This is a genomic window from Pseudomonas sp. MF6394, from assembly GCF_002018845.1.
Lineage (GTDB): Bacteria > Pseudomonadota > Gammaproteobacteria > Pseudomonadales > Pseudomonadaceae > Aquipseudomonas > Aquipseudomonas lactis.
Genome location: NZ_MVOJ01000049.1, coordinates 16284 through 33561, shown reverse-complemented (window position 1 = coordinate 33561; position 17278 = coordinate 16284). Strand labels below are relative to the sequence as shown.

At 60.5% G+C, this 17278-nt stretch carries 11 protein-coding genes and 1 pseudogene; 9 read left to right on the top strand and 3 right to left on the bottom strand.

Annotated features, from left to right (window positions below):
• Both MF6394_RS33560 and MF6394_RS31070 read right to left on the bottom strand, forming a co-directional pair.
• Positions 1 to 178, bottom strand: a pseudogene (locus MF6394_RS33560) (ribonucleotide-diphosphate reductase subunit beta); the annotation flags it as partial.
• A 554-nt stretch (positions 179 to 732) separates the two neighbouring features.
• A complete protein-coding gene (locus tag MF6394_RS31070) occupies positions 733 to 1002 on the bottom strand; it encodes a DUF2790 domain-containing protein (RefSeq protein ID WP_003193635.1) in 270 nt (89 codons plus the stop codon).
• A gap of 397 nt (positions 1003 to 1399) precedes the next feature.
• Between MF6394_RS31070 and acs the strand changes: the two genes are divergently transcribed.
• From acs to argR, 7 genes are all read left to right on the top strand, one after another.
• Positions 1400 to 3355: an acetate--CoA ligase gene (acs, locus tag MF6394_RS31065; RefSeq protein WP_005790645.1), complete on the top strand. Its 1956-nt coding sequence runs from the start codon at positions 1400 to 1402 to the stop codon at positions 3353 to 3355.
• Positions 3356 to 4031: 676 nt separating this feature from the next.
• On the top strand, positions 4032 to 4817 hold the full coding sequence (locus tag MF6394_RS31060) for an ABC transporter substrate-binding protein (protein WP_047711612.1): 786 nt from the start codon (positions 4032 to 4034) through the stop codon (positions 4815 to 4817).
• A gap of 91 nt (positions 4818 to 4908) precedes the next feature.
• The gene (locus tag MF6394_RS31055) at positions 4909 to 5598 is read left to right on the top strand and encodes an ABC transporter permease (protein ID WP_003193627.1); all 690 of its coding nucleotides are present in this window, start codon (positions 4909 to 4911) and stop codon (positions 5596 to 5598) included.
• Positions 5595 to 6293, top strand: a complete 699-nt coding sequence (locus MF6394_RS31050) for an ABC transporter permease (protein ID WP_005790641.1) — start codon at positions 5595 to 5597, stop codon at positions 6291 to 6293. The genes MF6394_RS31055 and MF6394_RS31050 overlap by 4 nt, the downstream gene beginning before the upstream one ends.
• A gap of 1 nt (position 6294) precedes the next feature.
• A complete protein-coding gene (locus tag MF6394_RS31045; RefSeq protein ID WP_044267685.1) occupies positions 6295 to 7407 on the top strand; it encodes a succinylglutamate desuccinylase/aspartoacylase family protein in 1113 nt (370 codons plus the stop codon).
• A 27-nt stretch (positions 7408 to 7434) separates the two neighbouring features.
• Positions 7435 to 8199, top strand: coding sequence for an ABC transporter ATP-binding protein (locus MF6394_RS31040; RefSeq protein WP_003193620.1), 765 nt, complete (start codon positions 7435 to 7437; stop codon positions 8197 to 8199).
• Between the two features lie 218 nt (positions 8200 to 8417).
• Positions 8418 to 9398: a transcriptional regulator ArgR gene (gene argR, locus MF6394_RS31035; RefSeq protein WP_014719597.1), complete on the top strand. Its 981-nt coding sequence runs from the start codon at positions 8418 to 8420 to the stop codon at positions 9396 to 9398.
• 7 nt (positions 9399 to 9405) lie between these two features.
• Here argR and MF6394_RS31030 read toward each other — a convergent pair whose 3' ends face one another.
• The gene (locus MF6394_RS31030) at positions 9406 to 14445 is read right to left on the bottom strand and encodes a leucine-rich repeat domain-containing protein (RefSeq protein WP_238597325.1); all 5040 of its coding nucleotides are present in this window, start codon (positions 14443 to 14445) and stop codon (positions 9406 to 9408) included.
• Positions 14446 to 14746: 301 nt separating this feature from the next.
• Between MF6394_RS31030 and MF6394_RS31025 the strand changes: the two genes are divergently transcribed.
• Positions 14747 to 15967, top strand: a complete 1221-nt coding sequence (locus tag MF6394_RS31025) for an aspartate aminotransferase family protein (protein WP_003193615.1) — start codon at positions 14747 to 14749, stop codon at positions 15965 to 15967.
• Positions 15968 to 16211: 244 nt separating this feature from the next.
• A complete protein-coding gene (gene aruF, locus MF6394_RS31020; protein WP_003175655.1) occupies positions 16212 to 17231 on the top strand; it encodes an arginine/ornithine succinyltransferase subunit alpha in 1020 nt (339 codons plus the stop codon).
• Positions 17232 to 17278: the final 47 nt, after the last annotated feature.

The following is a 17278-nucleotide window of genomic DNA, read 5'->3' as shown; positions in this document are numbered from 1 at the left end:
CCTTGGCGCGCACGATGGCGGCGGAGTCGTTGGCGGTGACGGCGCGTGCTTCCACGGCGGCAGCGGCGCCGGCACCGTCGAGGCGGTCCATGTTGGCTTCGGTGGCGTGGCCGGCGTTGGCGCCTTTAGCGGCTACTTCGCCTTCTTCTTCTTTGTCGAATTCGTCCCAGCTCAGCATGACGTGTCGTCTCCTGCGTGAGGGCTCAAAGGTGCCCGTGTGAAACCGGATGGTTGGGTGTTCACACGGCCCTAGGGCCGCGGTGGATCTTAAGGAATCGTTTGTTGCAACAGCTCGCGCAGGCAAATAAACGGAATCAGGTTACGGGTGCTGCATGAGGCTTGAGGGGCGTAGCGATGCGTGCTTGCTGCAGCGCAGGCTCAAGGTCTGGCTCTTTATCCCTGTGTAAAGGGATATTGCAGGCCCGATTTACCCGCGCATTATAGGGAAAAAATTGGGTTTGTGTTGCGGCGGATGGTCACTTGGGAGCGCCAAAATGACGTGGTTTTCGGCCAAAGCGAGTGTTTGCAAGGCTTTGCAGGGGGTGGGGGTTTTTGACGGGCGGGGATGTTTTTTTTGGGGCAGGGGAAGCGGGCGTAAAAAGAGTGGTCGTGGCTGAAATCGCCTTCGCAGGCAAGCCAGCTCCCACAGTTGATGTGCGGTGTATTCAAGGGCGGGTTCTTGGCCGCAAGAACGATTTCTTGCGGCAATTAAGAATCCAACTTCAGAAGTTGTTAGCCGTTAGAGCAACCATTGCCCATCACTTGATAGTTAAGAATATGCCGCTGGCCTTGCGAATCTTCATATTCCATCTTCGCCGGTACAACTTCGCAGACTTCTGGAATGCTGCTCATGGACAAGACTTTGGCCACATCCAAGTGAGTGCTGTAGGTGTAGTCCTCAACGATCGGGGCGTTCTGGCCGGCCAGTTCAGTCGGGGCTTCGTCAGCCAGGGCGGCGGTGGCGCACAGGCTGCTCAGGGCCATCACTAATAACGCTTTCATTGCTTCATTACCTTCTTCAGGGCGAAAGGGGGCACGGGGCCCTTGTGAGGCCGCGTGTGTCACTTGAAAGTTGGGAAGTTCGGATTAACGTTGCCTTCGTGGGGGCTGTTGCGTTGTTAATCAGAGTGCCTTGTTGGCGGAGTTGATTTTAGGCGCCTCGGTTATATTCATATACCCGTGGTTTTGATAAACACTTTTGGCGGTTTTTGTAACAATCCCTCGATTAAGATTTTTTCAGAAAGCTGCCAAGCGCCGCAGCACGCGGGCCAGAGCGGTGAAACGGCATAGCAGGGCAATTTGTAGGGTCTTGTTACTACCATCGTCGAATGGTTCTATAGGCCCACCCCGGCTACAACAGGGGCCATACAACAACAACTATGTCACCGAGGTAAGAAAGATGAGTGCGGCTTCCCTGTACCCCGTTCGCCCCGAAGTAGCAGCCAACACGCTGACCGACGAGGCGACCTACAAGGCCATGTACCAGCAGTCGGTGGTCAACCCCGATGGCTTCTGGCGTGAGCAAGCCAAACGCCTTGACTGGGTCAAGCCTTTCACCGCGGTCAAGCAGACCTCTTTCGACGACCACCATGTCGACATCAAATGGTTCGCCGATGGCACCCTGAACGTTTCCTACAATTGCCTGGATCGTCACCTCGCCGAACGTGGCGACCAGATCGCAATCATCTGGGAGGGCGATGACCCTGCCGAGAGCCGCAATATCACCTACCGCGAGTTGCATGAAGAAGTCTGCAAGTTCGCCAACGCCCTGCGCGGCCAGGATGTGCATCGCGGCGACGTGGTGACTATCTATATGCCGATGATCCCCGAAGCCGTGGTCGCCATGCTGGCCTGTACCCGCATTGGCGCGATCCATTCGGTGGTGTTTGGCGGTTTCTCGCCGGAAGCCCTGGCCGGTCGCATCATCGACTGTAAGTCGAAAGTGGTGATTACCGCAGACGAAGGCATCCGTGCCGGTAAGAAGATTCCGCTGAAGGCTAACGTCGACGACGCACTGACCAACCCGGAAACCAGCAGCATCCAGAAGGTGATCGTGTGCAAGCGCACCAATGGCGCGATCAAGTGGAACCAGCATCGCGACATCTGGTACGAAGACCTGATGAAAGTGGCGGGCACCGTCTGCGCGCCCAAAGAGATGGGCGCCGAAGAAGCGCTGTTCATCCTCTATACCTCCGGCTCTACCGGCAAGCCTAAGGGCGTGCAGCACACCACCGGTGGCTACCTGCTCTACGCGGCCCTGACCCATGAGCGCGTATTCGACTACCGCCCGGGCGAAATCTATTGGTGCACCGCCGACGTCGGTTGGGTCACTGGCCACACCTACATCGTCTACGGCCCGCTGGCCAATGGCGCGACCACGCTGCTGTTCGAAGGCGTGCCGAACTACCCGGACATCACCCGCGTGGCGAAGATCGTCGACAAGCACAAGGTCAACATCCTCTACACCGCACCGACCGCCATCCGCGCCATGATGGCCTCCGGCACCGCCGCCTGCGAAGGCGCCGACGGCAGCAGCCTGCGCCTGCTGGGTTCGGTGGGCGAGCCGATCAACCCGGAAGCCTGGGATTGGTACTACAAGAACGTCGGCCAATCCCGCTGCCCGATCGTCGATACCTGGTGGCAGACCGAAACCGGCGCCACGCTGATGAGCCCACTGCCGGGCGCCCATGCGTTGAAGCCGGGTTCGGCGGCACGGCCGTTCTTCGGGGTGGTGCCGGCGCTGGTGGATAACCTGGGCAACATCATCGAAGGCGCCGCCGAAGGCAACCTGGTGATTCTGGATTCCTGGCCAGGCCAGGCGCGTACCCTGTACGGCGACCATGACCGTTTTGTCGACACCTACTTCAAGACCTTCCGCGGCATGTACTTCACCGGTGACGGCGCACGTCGCGATGAGGACGGCTACTGGTGGATCACGGGCCGTGTGGATGACGTGTTGAACGTGTCCGGCCACCGCATGGGCACCGCCGAGATCGAGAGCGCCATGGTTGCCCACCCGAAAGTCGCCGAGGCGGCGGTGGTGGGCGTGCCCCACGACATCAAGGGGCAGGGCATCTATGTGTATGTCACCCTGAAAAATGGCGAAGAGCCCAATGAAGCGCTGCGCCTGGAATTGAAGAACTGGGTGCGCAAGGAAATCGGGCCGATTGCCTCGCCGGATGTAATCCAGTGGGCACCAGGGCTGCCGAAAACACGCTCGGGGAAAATCATGCGGCGCATTTTGCGCAAGATCGCCACGGCTGAATACGATGGCTTGGGGGATATCTCCACCCTGGCAGATCCGAGTGTGGTGGCGCATTTGATTGAAACGCACAAGACCATGAACGTCGCGTAAGCGGGGTAGGTGGGACAGAGCCCCATTCGGTGGAAGCCGGATGGGGCTTTTTTTGGGGGCTCAGAAGCACCGAGGTTCAATGTGGGAGCTGGCTTGCCTGCGATAGCTATTTATCAGTTAGCCCATCTTTGGCTGATACACCGTTATCGCAGGCAAGCCAGCTCCCACAAAGGGGTGTGGGTGGCGGTCTGACAGAGCCGCATCACAACCAAACCAATAAATATCGGTTTTCCACGTAGGACGTTTCTGAATGTTACCGACCCGCTCAAATGTGTAACCGCCCGCACAAACCTGGGGCGATGGACCACGCCTACGCCCCGAAAAACCGCGTTCTAGACACCCTGAAAAATAAGATTAAACGCCAGACTTGCCGTGCTAGAAGGGTTTGCGAATAATAGGCCCGCAATTTGCAGCATCATCAGGTTTAATATCTTTTGTCTCTGCATAAAATTCAGAGGCTGTCAATGAGCTGGAACCGCTTTCTCAGTGCTTCTGTAAATTGTTGTCGCATTGAGGAAATATCGGCTTCCGGCCTGTCGTTAGAATGCCGATCACTCGCTCGTCGTCGCAGGTGTCGCCCGCGCAGGACGCAGCACCGCTATTCGGTTACACCTTCGCCGCATCGTGGGCCATGGCTCATACTGCTGTTTTTGCCCTATACCGATGGAGTCCCAAGATGAAGAAACTCGTGCTGTTGGGCGCCCTGGCGCTGTCCGTGCTGTCCATGCAGGCTTTCGCCGAAGGCAAGCCGCTGAAAATTGGTATCGAAGCGGCTTACCCTCCGTTTGCCTCGAAGGCGCCGGATGGCAGCATCGTCGGTTTTGACTACGACATCGGCAACGCCCTGTGCAAGCAGATGGACGTCAAGTGCACCTGGGTCGAGCAGGAATTCGATGGTCTGATCCCGGCACTCAAAGTGCGCAAGATCGACGCGATCCTGTCGTCCATGTCTATCACTGACGACCGCAAGAAATCCGTGGACTTCACCACCCGCTACTACCTGTCCCCAGCGCGCCTGGTGATGAAGGAAGGCACCACCGTCAGCGACGGCTTGGATGAGCTCAAAGGCAAGACGATCGGTGTGCAGCGCGGTTCGATCCACGACCGTTTCGCCCGTGAAGTCCTGGCGCCAAAAGGCGCGAATATCAAGGGCTACAGCACCCAGAACGAAATCTACCTGGATGTGGCCGCCGGTCGTCTCGACGGTACCGTGGCTGACGCCACCCTGCTGCAAGACGGTTTCCTGAAAACCGACGCCGGCAAAGGCTACGCGTTTGTAGGCCCATCGTTCACCGAAGCCAAATACTTCGGTGACGGTATCGGCATCGCAGTGCGCAAAGGCGACAAGGAAAACCTTGAGCGCATCAATGCGGCCATCGCTGCGATCCGTGCCAACGGCGAATACAAGAAAATCCAGGACAAGTACTTCGACTTCGATATTTACGGCGCTGACGCCAAGTAACTCATCGCAGCTGTCCGTCCGAAATGGCGCAAGCAACAGTCATCCTGAAGTTTGCGCCATTTTTTCATCCCCCTTTTCGAGGACCTGAATCATGTTGAAAGGCTACGGGGCCGTCATCCTCGATGGCGCATGGTTGACGCTTCAGCTCGCCTTGTCGTCCATGGCCTTGGCCATTGTTCTGGGTCTGATCGGGGTCGCGCTACGCCTGTCGCCGGTACGCTGGCTGGCTTGGCTGGGCGACCTGTACTCCACGGTGATCCGCGGGATCCCCGACCTGGTGCTGATCCTGCTGATTTTCTACGGCGGTCAGGACTTGCTCAACCGCGTCGCGCCCTTGCTGGGCTTTGACGACTATATCGACTTGAACCCCCTGGCCGCCGGTATCGGCACCCTGGGTTTCATCTTTGGCGCCTACCTGTCGGAAACTTTCCGTGGCGCCTTCATGGCCATTCCCAAGGGCCAGGCTGAAGCCGGCCTGGCGTATGGCATGAGCAGCTTCCAGGTGTTTTTCCGGGTGATGGTGCCGCAGATGATTCGGCTGGCGATCCCTGGTTTTACCAACAACTGGCTGGTATTGACCAAGGCCACCGCGCTGATTTCGGTGGTGGGTCTGCAAGACATGATGTTCAAGGCCAAGCAGGCGGCAGACGCCACCCGCGAGCCTTTTACCTTCTTCCTCGCAGTGGCGGCGATGTACCTGGTGATCACCAGCGTGTCGTTGCTGGCCTTGCGTTACCTTGAGAAGCGCTACTCGGTAGGCGTAAGGGCGGCTGATCTATGATCTTCGACTACAACGTCATCTGGGAGGCCATGCCGCTGTACCTTGGCGGCTTGCTGACCACCCTGAAACTGCTCGCCATCTCGCTGTTCTTCGGCCTGCTCGCCGCCTTGCCCCTGGGCTTGATGCGGGTGTCCAAGCAGCCTGTCGTCAACGGCGTGGCCTGGCTCTATACCTATGTGATCCGCGGCACGCCGATGCTGGTGCAGTTGTTTTTGATCTACTACGGCCTGGCGCAGTTTGAAGTGGTGCGCGAGAGCTTCCTGTGGCCGCTGCTGTCCAGTGCCACGTTCTGTGCGTGCCTGGCGTTTGCCATCAACACCAGCGCCTACACCGCCGAGATCATCGCCGGCAGCCTCAAGGCCACGCCAAACGGTGAGATCGAAGCGGCCAAGGCCATGGGCATGTCGCGCTACAAGCTGTACCGCCGCATCCTGTTGCCGTCGGCCCTGCGCCGTGCGCTGCCGCAGTACAGCAACGAAGTGATCATGATGCTGCAGACCACCAGCCTGGCCTCCATCGTCACGCTGATCGACATCACCGGTGCCGCGCGCACGGTGAACGCCCAGTACTACTTGCCGTTCGAAGCCTATATCACCGCCGGCGTGTTCTACCTGTGCCTGACCTTCATCCTGGTGCGCCTGTTCAAGTTGGCCGAGCGCCGCTGGCTGAGCTACCTGGCTCCACGGAAGCACTGATATGGAACGTATCGATCATCTGCTGCCCTGGGGGCACCTGGGCTGCGAGCGCCAACTGAGCGTGTTTCGTTTCGGCAGCGGCGAGCGCAAGGCCTATATCCAGGCCAGCCTGCACGCCGATGAATTGCCTGGCATGCGCGCCGCCTGGGAACTGAAAAAGCGCCTTGTGGCGCTGGAACAGCAAGGCGCGCTCAACGGCGTGATCGAGTTGGTGCCGGTCGCCAACCCGATGGGCCTCGGCCAGTTGTTGCAGGGCAGCCACCAGGGGCGTTTCGAAGTCGGCAGCGGCAAGAATTTCAACCGCGATTTTGTCGAGCTGAGCGAGCCGGTGGCTGAGTTGCTGCAAGGCAAGCTGGGTGATGACCCGCACGCCAATGTGCGCCTGATCCGCCAGGCCATGAGCGATGCGCTCGACGCCTTGCCCGAACCGAGCAGCCAGTTGCAAGGCATGCAACGCGTCCTGCTGAGCCACGCCTGCACCGCCGATGTGGTGCTTGACCTGCATTGCGATGCTGAGGCAGCGCTGCATATGTACGCGCTGCCCCAGCATTGGCCGCAGTGGCGTTCGTTGTCGGCACATTTGAATGTGAAGGTCGGCCTGCTGGCGGAAGATTCCGGCGGCAGTTCATTTGACGAAGCGTGCTCGTTGCCATGGCTGCGTTTGTCGCGCATGTTCCCCGAGGCGCAGATTCCGCTGGCCTGTCTGGCGACGACCTTGGAGCTGGGCGGCCAGGCTGATACCGGCCGTGATGAAGCGATCTTCCACGCCGAAGGCATCCTGGCCTTTCTCGCCGAGCAGGGCCTGATCAAAGGCCAATGGCCGGCGCCGCAGTTTGAGCCGTGCGAAGGCGTGCCGTTCGAAGGCACCGAGTTGTTGTTCGCGCCCCACGCCGGGGTGATCAGTTACCTGCGTAAAGCCGGTGACTGGGTAGAAACCGGCGATGAGATTTTTGAAGTGATTGACCCCCTCACCGACCGCGTAAGCACTATTTGCGCGGGCACCTCGGGGGTGTTGTTTGCCGTTGAACGGCTACGTTATGCCCAAGCGGGTTTCTGGCTGGCCAAGGTGGCGGGGCGCGAAGCGCTGCGCTGCGGGCGCTTGCTCAACGACTGACCACCTGTTTTTGTGAGAACCGACCGCATGTACAAGCTTGAAGTCCAAGACCTGCATAAACGCTATGGCAGTCATGAAGTGCTCAAAGGTGTATCCCTGGCCGCCGCCGCCGGTGATGTGATCAGCATCATCGGCTCCAGCGGTTCGGGCAAAAGTACCTTTTTGCGCTGCATCAACCTGCTCGAGCAACCCCACGCCGGCAAGATTCTGCTCAATAACGAAGAGCTCAAACTGGTCGCCAACAAAGACGGCGCCATGAAGGCCGCCGACCCCAAGCAGTTGCAGCGCATGCGTTCGCGCCTGTCCATGGTGTTCCAGCATTTCAACCTGTGGTCGCACATGACCGCGCTTGAAAACGTGATGGAAGCCCCGGTGCACGTGCTGGGCGTATCGAAGAAAGAAGCGCGTGAAAAGGCTGAGCACTATCTGGCCAAGGTCGGCGTGGGCCATCGTAAGGATGCGTTCCCCGGCCATATGTCCGGCGGTGAGCAGCAGCGCGTAGCGATTGCCCGCGCCCTGGCGATGGAACCGGAGGTAATGCTGTTCGACGAACCGACCTCGGCACTCGACCCGGAGCTGGTAGGCGAAGTACTCAAGGTGATGCAGGACCTGGCCCAGGAAGGCCGCACCATGGTGGTGGTGACCCACGAAATGGGCTTTGCCCGCGAAGTGTCGAACCAACTGGTGTTTTTGCACAAAGGCGTGGTTGAAGAGCGTGGCAACCCGCGGGAAGTGCTGGTGAACCCGCAGTCGGAGCGTTTGCAGCAGTTTCTCTCTGGCAGTTTGAAATAATCAAGGTGGCCACCCACCCCCTGTAGGAGCGAGCTTGCTCGCGAAGATCGTCAACGATAACGCGGCAAGCTTGATACCCCGTGGCGTTCTCAGGTTTTTCGCGAGCAAGCTCGCTCCTACAGGGGGGCAGGCCTTCATTGTTTTTGAGATTTGTGTTGGTTTACGGGCTAGCATTGGCCCACAGCTTCTTTCACTGTTTTCGCTCCGGATAGCACTCCATGACCGCCCACAAAATTGGTTTCCTGATTTGGCCCAGCACAAAAGCCCTTACGCTTGCGCTGGCTGAGGAGGCCTTGCGCGTTGCCCAGCGGGTGCATCCGGATGTGATCTACGAGCTGTCGTTTTTGCTCGCCGAACCCGCCGTCGAAGGTGCCTGGCAACTGCCGGGTGAGCCGTGGGCCGGTAAGCTGGAAGGCTTTCAGAAGCTGTTCCTGTTGGCCGACGAACCGCCGACGGTCATCGCTTCGCCACTGAGTTCCGCGCTCAAGCAGCTTGTTCGGGCAGGGTGTGTAATCGGCGGCTTGTCGGCGGGTGTGTACCCGTTGGCCCAACTGGGCCTGCTCGATGGCTACCGCGCCGCCGTGCACTGGCGCTGGCAGGACGATTTCGCCGAGCGGTTCCCCAAGGTCATTGCCACCAGCCATTTGTTCGACTGGGATCGTGATCGCCTCACTGCCTGCGGCGGCATGTCGGTACTCGACCTGCTGCTGGCGGTATTGGCCCGTGACCACGGTGCGGAGCTGGCCGGTGCGGTGTCCGAAGAATTGGTAGTAGAACGCATCCGCGAAGGCGGCGAGCGCCAGCGTATTCCATTGCAAAACCGCCTGGGTTCCAGCCATCCGAAGCTGACCCAGGCGGTTTTGTTGATGGAGGCCAATATCGAAGAACCGCTGACCACCGACGAAATCGCCCAGCACGTGTGCGTCTCACGACGACAGCTTGAACGGATCTTCAAGCAATACCTCAACCGCGTCCCCAGCCAGTACTACCTGGAATTGCGCCTGAACAAGGCGCGCCAGATGTTGATGCAAACCAGCAAGTCGATCATCCAGATCGGCCTGTCGTGCGGCTTCTCCTCGGGGCCGCACTTCTCCAGCGCCTACCGCAATTTCTTCGGCGCCACCCCTCGCGAAGACCGTAACCAGCGGCGCAGCAGCAGCCCGTTCGAGTTATCGTCGGTGCCCTCCGAGCGCGGTTGAGCGGCGCTCAGGGTTCGTTGTCTGTTTCGGATGAAGTCGCAGAGCTTGAGCCAGCGTCGTCTGGCGCCGGTTGCCTGGCTTGCGCGACGTCGAAATCCACCGCCGTGCGGTTGTAATAGCGACGCAGCGTGGCAAGCGCCTCGGGTGAGAAGGGGTTGTCGCTCAGATCAAAGCCTGCCGCTGCGTCCGGGTCCACTTCAATCAGGTCGGTGGGCAACTCGGTGATACGGTTATCGCTCAGGTTCAGTTGGGTGAGCGACGTCAGGTTGAATGCGCCGCGCGGCACTTCAGTAAGCCCGGCGTTTTCCATCATCAAGGTCTCCAGGCCGGACATGTTGCTGACATCGGGGGTCAGCCCCAGTGGGTTATCGCCCAGGTCCAGGTAGTTCAGGTCGTGCAGGTCGCTCAACGCGGCGACACTTTCGGGGGTCAGCCGCAGTTGGCATTGCGTCAAGCTGAGCGTAGTGAGCTTGGGCAGCTTGAAGACGGCAGCGGGTATGTCTTTCAGGGCATAGCGGTCAATCAGCAGGCTCTCCAGGTTGGGGAAGCGTTCCAGAAAACCTTCGGGTATCGAGGTGGTTTCTTGCGCCCTCAGTTCTAGCTTGGAAACGTGCTTGAAATCCACATTCAGTTTCGGCAGGTCGCCCAGCAGTGGCAACGTCAGGACCATTTGATGGGTTTGGGCCAGCGTGTCATGACTGAAGTCCAGGTCGCTCTCGCGTCGCCACACTTGCTCCAGCAGGCCTCTTATTTCCCCGCGCATGAGCTGCTGCTGTGCGCGAACCTGTTCATCCATGGGCACATCCGTGAACGGGTAGCGCGCGGGCACATCCGCCACCCATTCTTGCAGGTCGGCCTGCAGGCGTTCGTAGTCGGCCTTGAGGCGCACCAGTGTCGCCATTGAATCGTCCAGCCCGCCTGGCAACCTGAAGATAAATTGATGGGTCTCGTAGGTGCTATAGGTCGGGTAAAGCGCGTGAGCCAGGCGCACCTCGGCTGGGTTGGCGTCGGCGCCAAAGTGTTCCCCGGTGTTCTGGCAGTAGGTTTTTATCCGTTCAAGCGTCGTGCGTGAGAGTGGGTTGCCGGAAAGGTCGAAGGCCCTGGCGGCGCCGGCGGGCAGGGAAAACAGGGCGTCGGGCAGTCTGCGCAGGAGGTTGTTGCTGAGGTTGGCGCTGACCAGCCGAGGTCGACTGAGCAGGCCGGAGGGGAAGACGGAAATCCCGCAGTGGGCCAGGTTGAGCGTACGCAGGTTGGCCATGTTTTCCAGATTGGGCGCCAGCGCCAGCGGGTTGTTGGACAGGTCCAGGATGTGCAGCTCGGCCAGGTTGGCCAGGGCTGCACGGCTTGGGGTGGTGAGGTTGAGTTCGCAATTGCGCAATACCAGAGCATTGAGGCGAGTTAAAGCGCTGACCTCCTCGGGCAGTGTCCTGAGGGCGATGTCGCTGATAGCCAGCCGGCGTAGCCCGGGAAAGCGCCCCAGGAAGGCCGGCGTGCCACGGGTGGTCAGGTAGCCCAGCAACTCCAGGCTGGTGATGTGCCCGAAGCTGGCCTCCAGTGTCGGCAGTTCGCCGTAAATGGGTTGGTTGAGTTGCAACAGGTGCCCGTTATCAAACGCGGCGTCCCGGGGTGTGTCGTGGCGCCAGGCGCTGATCAGCCGTTGCGCCCAGAGCCGACGATTCTGCTGTTCAGAAGCAATTCGCCAGCGGCTCAGGGGTAGGTCAGTGCCCACAAGGGTTTGTGGCACGTTCTGCTGCCAGGCTCTGAGGCTGGCGTCCAACTGCGAGAACTCGTTCTTCAGGAATTGAAGGGTACCCAATGGCGTACCGGGGTCGTTGTGCATGGCAGCGAGTACGGCGGTCAGCTCGTTGGGGCTCAGTTGCGGGTACAACTCGTGTAGCCGCGCCTCAAGCGAGACAACGCCGCTGCTGCCACCGGCAGTGGATGGGCTGGCATCGTAACCTTCCATGCCGCCGGGCAGGCGCATCAGGGTGGGGTCGTAGGAGGGTTTGAGCAGCGGCACTTCGGCCAGCAGAGGGGCAAGCTCGTCACGTGCCAGCGCATGTTGGCGCAGGGTTTCTCGCAGGTGCGTACCTTGGCCGATCTGCATATTCAGTGCGTCGCGCTGCGCATCGGGCAGCGCCTGGAGCACGGCGGTGTAGAAGTCGGTTTCGCCAAGCAGGGTGCCCTTGCTGTCTTCGGGAATGTAATCACCCTCGATGGTGCGCACCAACAGGCGTCGGATGGGCGCCTGGGCAGGGCCGATGGCATCGTGCAGTTGGCCGGTGCGCTTGAAATCGCGCACTTCCAGGCGCATCTGGGGCGACCAGCCCGGCAGTTTTTCCAGGGAGTGCAGGGCGAGTCGGTGGGTGTCGCCGCTCTCCAGCGCGCTCATGTACAAGCCTTCATACGCCCGGCTGATTCTGACCTGATGGGCTGCCCAGCGTGCACGTTCGACCAGGTGCGAAGGCAGTGCGCCCTGGTCGATGTCGAGCAGATCCTGGCCGCTGGCGCCGCGCAGCACTTCCTCGGCCGCGCTGACCGGCAGGCCGGGCGTGCTGTCGATGACCTTCTGAACGCGCGCATCGGTGGTCAGCTCCAGGCCTCGGTAGCGTGAGTCGAACATCGAAGCGCGTTTTTCCGCGGCTCTGCGTGCCAGCTGTTTGCGCAGCTTGGCGGCGCGCACATGCAATTGGGTGGTGGGGGTGCCAAAGTCTTCTTCCAGCAACGTCTTGCGCTCTGGCTCGTCGAGGGTTTCCAGCAGGGTCTTGAGCAGGTCGCCGTTGTTCATCTGCGCTTCATGGATTTGCGCCACTGCCGCATTTTCCCGGCCAGGGTGTTCCCATACCGTTTCGCCTTTGGCGTTTAGAAAACGCAGGGTTTTGGTTTCGGGCCACAGGCCGGCCTGGCTGAGCAGCCAGAGTTGGGTCTGCGTGTCGGCTTTTCGATAAACCTGCGGGTCGTCGCTGTTCATCTGGTCGATGAAGTCTTGCAGTTGCTGGTCGATGTGAATGCGCTTGAGGCTGTCGGCCAGTAACGGCGGTGGCGGCTGGCGGTCCATGTAGAGTTTGCGCAGGGCGCCATCGTCGGTGCTACTGATACGCTGTGCCTGTTCCAGGCCGGTTTCGCTGAGGCTCTCGGCGGGCGGGCCGAGGCGGCGCAGCAAGGTGCTGCGGCCCCAGGTCAGCGGGCGATCCAGTGGGGTCAACCAGGCACCCTTGCCATTACCGATAATGGGCGGTTGGTAGGCATGCATGTGGCTTGGGTGCACCAGCACGGTGTTGTCCGCTTGTTGCTTGACGGCGAAGTGTTGCCCATCGAGGGGCAGGATTTGTTTGTCCGCGTAGGTATGCAATCCATCGGTCTGGGGGCGTGAGGCGGCGGGCAACTGAAGGTCGTGGGCGTAGGGGCTCAGGTCCGGGTTCCACAGGCGCGTTTTGCCGTCGTGCGAGGTGACCGGGTGCAGGCGCTCGAAAAACGCCCAGACTTCCCGAGGCAGTGCCTGGCGTAGCAGCCCTTCGGCAATCGGTGCGCCGACCGCGAACATACCCAATTGCACCATTTGCTCCAGGATCGACATCAGGTGCCCGAACGCCTGGCGCTTGAGGCCTTCAGCCCAGTCGACGATGCCTTCGAACACGTCGTCGAGCAGTTGATAGGCGGTGTAGCCAAGCATCAGCAGGCCCAGGGGGGGAATGAACGGCGTGGCGATGAAGGCGACGATTTCGAGCAGGGTTTTGCCGATTTTTGCCACGACGTCCCAACGTTGCCAGCGTGCCTTGCTGTCGGCGTCGGCGGTGGACACGGCAATATTGCGCGCGTCATTGAGCAGCCTGCTGAGTTTGCTTTCATAGAGGTGTTCGTACAGCTCGCCCGTGATTTTCGTCGCGTGCAATTGCAGCTTGGGGTTGGCCACCGGTTCAGCGCGCCAGGTCGGCCTCGGGTCGCCGGGGATGGGGGGGTGCCAGGTTATCTGGGACAAGCGGTTATTGAGGTTGGCAAAGAAGTAGGCGCGGTGTTCGTGGCTGATAAAGCGGCTGAAGAACGCTTGGTAATCGGGGTCGCGCAATTTGCGGGTCAGGTCTTGAATGAAGGCAATGCCGTCGCGGTAATACTTGAGCGGTGCCTGCGGATCGCCGGGAATGTACGCCACCACGGGCACTGCGCTGTGGTGCAGTTCCAGGTCGGCGGCGAACAGCACAATGCCGGCCAGCGGCGCGTCCATCAGGCTCAGGTCGTGGCTGAGCAGGGTCTTGCCTTCCAGTGTCAGGCTGCTGATGCCTTTGAGCTGGGCCTGGAGCGTGCGCAGTACGGCTTCGCTGCCGTCCTTTTTCAGGCGCGCCAGGTGCACGGCGGCTTGTGCCTCGGCCTTCAGGCTTTCGATGACGGTACTGCGCAGCGCGCTCTTGCGGGTGGCGTCCTGGAAACCGAAAAATGTCTTGAGGTAGGCCTGGTATTGCGTGCCGATGTCCAGTTCACGGCAGAGCCGGATGAAGGCCTGGATGCTGACTTTGCTGTTTACTGAGGGCAGGGTGTCGAATTGCCCGGTGGCAGAGGGTTGGGTGATGAAGCTGGAGTCTGCGGTGTAGGCCGCTTTCTTGCTTTCTGCTGCATCAAAGTTGTGCAGCGCGGCATCCACCAGCGACACGGTCCAGGCTTTGACGCCGCCGGTTTCTATGGGGAACAGTGGGATCGTCAGGGGCGCATACAGGCGCAGATGGGTGGTGCTGACATCGATGTCCACGCCCCAGCGGGTCTTGAGCGCCTGTTGCAAAAGCGGCGCGGCGAAGGCCTGCGGTGTCTTGAGGTCGGCCAGTGCCGCGTCTACTTTGCTTTGCGCGGTCCAACTCTGCTCCACCGCCTGCTTGAGGGGCGCGTGTTGCTGGCGGCTGGCGTCGGCTTGCCAGTCGGCGACATCCAGTGGCGCAGTTTTCAACGCTTGGCGCTTGTCATCCGAGGCGTTTGCCAGCCAGGCCGGCAGGCGTGTGTGAAACCCAGCAGGCACTTGGGTGGCGGCGACTGCGAGGCGTTGGCTGATTGTCGTGGGCACGGGGCTGATCCTTCAGTGGGGGTGAGTCACTGTCATCACAGCAAGCCTGATGGGTTCGCGGGCAGCAGATAGTTAAGGCATTAGGCGAAAATCAGCGGGCCGTGCCTCTGCCTCTCACTGAGCGCAGCGTTTACACTGCGCCATTGCGACGCAATATGTCGCATTGCCGTAAACCCGCGTAAAACCGGGGTTGGCGCTATAAGAAGTTGTCGCTTGGCGACAAGGTGGCGCTGAAAACTGTCCTTACAATCCCTGCATCGCTTGCCAGTTCCAGGCAGGCGTTCCTCTTCAGGAGACTCCGATGTCCGTTGAGCAAGCCCCGGTGCAACGTGCCGATTTCGACCAAGTGATGGTGCCCAACTACGCACCTGCTGCCTTTATCCCCGTGCGCGGCGCAGGCTCGCGCGTATGGGACCAGGCCGGTCGCGAGCTGATCGACTTTGCCGGCGGCATCGCGGTCAACGTATTGGGCCATGCGCACCCGGCGCTGGTCGGTGCACTGACCGAACAGGCCAACACGCTGTGGCATGTCTCGAACGTGTTCACCAACGAGCCGGCCTTGCGCCTGGCCCACAAGCTGATCGATGCCACCTTTGCCGAGCGCGTGTTCTTCTGCAACTCCGGCGCCGAAGCCAACGAGGCCGCCTTCAAGCTGGCCCGTCGCGTGGCGTTCGACCGTTTTGGCAGCGAGAAGTACGAGATCATTGCCGCGCTGAACAGCTTCCACGGCCGTACCCTGTTCACCGTCAACGTCGGTGGCCAGTCGAAGTACTCCGATGGTTTCGGGCCTAAAATCACCGGCATCACCCACGTTCCTTATAACGACCTGGCTGCGCTGAAAGCGGCGGTGACCGATAAGACCTGCGCCGTGGTGCTGGAACCGATCCAGGGCGAAGGCGGTGTACTGCCGGCCGAGTTGGCTTACCTGCAAGGCGCTCGCGAGCTGTGCGACGCTCACGACGCACTGCTGGTATTTGACGAAGTGCAAACCGGCATGGGCCGCACCGGCCACCTGTTTGCCTACCAGCACTACGGCGTGACGCCCGACATCCTCACCAGCGCCAAGAGCCTGGGCGGCGGTTTCCCGATTGCGGCGATGCTGACCCGTGAAGACTTGGCCAAGCACCTGGTGGTCGGTACCCACGGCACCACCTACGGCGGCAACCCGCTGGCGTGCGCGGTAGCGGAAGCGGTGATCGACGTGATCAACACCCCAGAAGTGCTGGCGGGTGTGAATGCCAAGCACGACCTGTTCAAGGCGCGCCTGGAGCAGATCGGCAAGCAGTACGGCATCTTCACTCAGGTTCGCGGCATGGGCTTGTTGATCGGTTGCGTACTCAGTGATGCCTTCAAAGGCAAGGCCAAGGACGTGTTCAACGCGGCCGAAAAAGAGAACTTGATGATCCTGCAAGCCGGCCCCGACGTGGTGCGTTTTGCGCCGAGCCTGGTGGTGGAAGAGGCGGACATCAATGAAGGCCTGGATCGTTTTGAGCGTGCTGTGAAGACGTTGACGCAAGCCTGATAGACCGTTCGGTGCCTGGCGATCCCGGTACCGAGCACAAATTTTGTATGCCGGACCCTTGGTTGGAGCTGTGGAAGATCAAATGTGGGAGCGGGCTTGCTCGCGAAAGCAGTGGTTCAGTCACCTGAAATGTTGAATGACACCCTGCATTCGCGAGCAAGCCCGCTCCCACACTTGACCTCACTGTTTTCAGCAGTGTGTTTGGCTTTTTTTTCTGTGAGTTTTCGAGTTAAGGAGTGACACCATGCTGGTGATGCGCCCCGCGCAAATGGCTGATCTGGGCGAGGTACAGCGTCTGGCTGCGGACAGCCCGATTGGTGTCACCTCCTTGCCGGATGATGTGGAACGCCTGAGCGACAAGATCGCGGCCAGCGAAGCGTCCTTCGCCGCCGAGGTGAGTTTCAACGGTGAAGAGAGCTATTTCTTCGTGCTGGAAGACACCGAGACCGGCAAGCTTGCCGGCTGCTCGGCCATCGTGGCCTCGGCCGGTTACTCCGAGCCGTTCTACAGCTTTCGTAACGAAACCTTCGTGCACGCCTCCCGCGAGCTGAAGATCCACAACAAGATCCACGTGCTTTCCCAGTGCCACGACCTTACCGGCAACAGCCTGCTCACCAGCTTCTATGTGGTGCCTGAGCTGGTCGGTTCGCCGTGGTCGGAACTCAATTCCCGTGGCCGCCTGCTGTTTGTTGCCAGCCATCCCGAGCGCTTTGCCGACTCGGTGGTGACCGAGATTGTCGGCTACAGCGACGAGAACGGTGACTCGCCGTTCTGGGATGCCATCGGCCGCAACTTCTTCGACCTCAACTACGCCGCCGCCGAGCGCCTGTGCGGGCTGAAAAGCCGTACCTTCCTTGCCGAGCTGATGCCGCACTATCCGATCTACGTGCCGCTGTTACCCGACGAAGCGCAAGAGGCCATGGGCCAGGTGCACCCGCGTGCGCAAATCACCTTCGACATCCTGATGCGTGAAGGCTTTGAAACAGACCATTACATCGACATCTTCGACGGTGGCCCGACGCTGCACGCCCGGGTCTCGGGCATTCGCTCGATCGCCCAGAGCCGCGTGGTGCCGGTGAAGATCGGCGAGATGGTCAAGGGTGTTGGCCGCCAGTACCTGGTGAGTAACGCGCAGTTGCAGGATTACCGTGCGGTGATGCTGGAACTGGACTACGCGCCCGGCAAGCCGGTGACCCTGGACCTGGCAGCAGCCGAAGCGCTGGGTGTTGGCGAAGGCGCCAGCGTGCGCCTGGTTGCGGTTTAAAAAGAGAGTTTCGCGGGTGGCTGACAACAGCGGCCCGTTCGAGGAGA

What these genes read in the sequence shown, in the direction of transcription:
- MF6394_RS31070 (WP_003193635.1), bottom strand. Translation starts at nt 1,002, where the DNA reads ATGAAAGCGTTATTAGTGATGGCCCTGAGCAGCCTGTGCGCCACCGCC.
- acs (WP_005790645.1), top strand. Translation starts at nt 1,400, where the DNA reads ATGAGTGCGGCTTCCCTGTACCCCGTTCGCCCCGAAGTAGCAGCCAAC.
- MF6394_RS31060 (WP_047711612.1), top strand. Translation starts at nt 4,032, where the DNA reads ATGAAGAAACTCGTGCTGTTGGGCGCCCTGGCGCTGTCCGTGCTGTCC.
- MF6394_RS31055 (WP_003193627.1), top strand. Translation starts at nt 4,909, where the DNA reads ATGTTGAAAGGCTACGGGGCCGTCATCCTCGATGGCGCATGGTTGACG.
- MF6394_RS31050 (WP_005790641.1), top strand. Translation starts at nt 5,595, where the DNA reads ATGATCTTCGACTACAACGTCATCTGGGAGGCCATGCCGCTGTACCTT.
- MF6394_RS31045 (WP_044267685.1), top strand. Translation starts at nt 6,295, where the DNA reads ATGGAACGTATCGATCATCTGCTGCCCTGGGGGCACCTGGGCTGCGAG.
- MF6394_RS31040 (WP_003193620.1), top strand. Translation starts at nt 7,435, where the DNA reads ATGTACAAGCTTGAAGTCCAAGACCTGCATAAACGCTATGGCAGTCAT.
- argR (WP_014719597.1), top strand. Translation starts at nt 8,418, where the DNA reads ATGACCGCCCACAAAATTGGTTTCCTGATTTGGCCCAGCACAAAAGCC.
- MF6394_RS31025 (WP_003193615.1), top strand. Translation starts at nt 14,747, where the DNA reads ATGTCCGTTGAGCAAGCCCCGGTGCAACGTGCCGATTTCGACCAAGTG.
- aruF (WP_003175655.1), top strand. Translation starts at nt 16,212, where the DNA reads ATGCTGGTGATGCGCCCCGCGCAAATGGCTGATCTGGGCGAGGTACAG.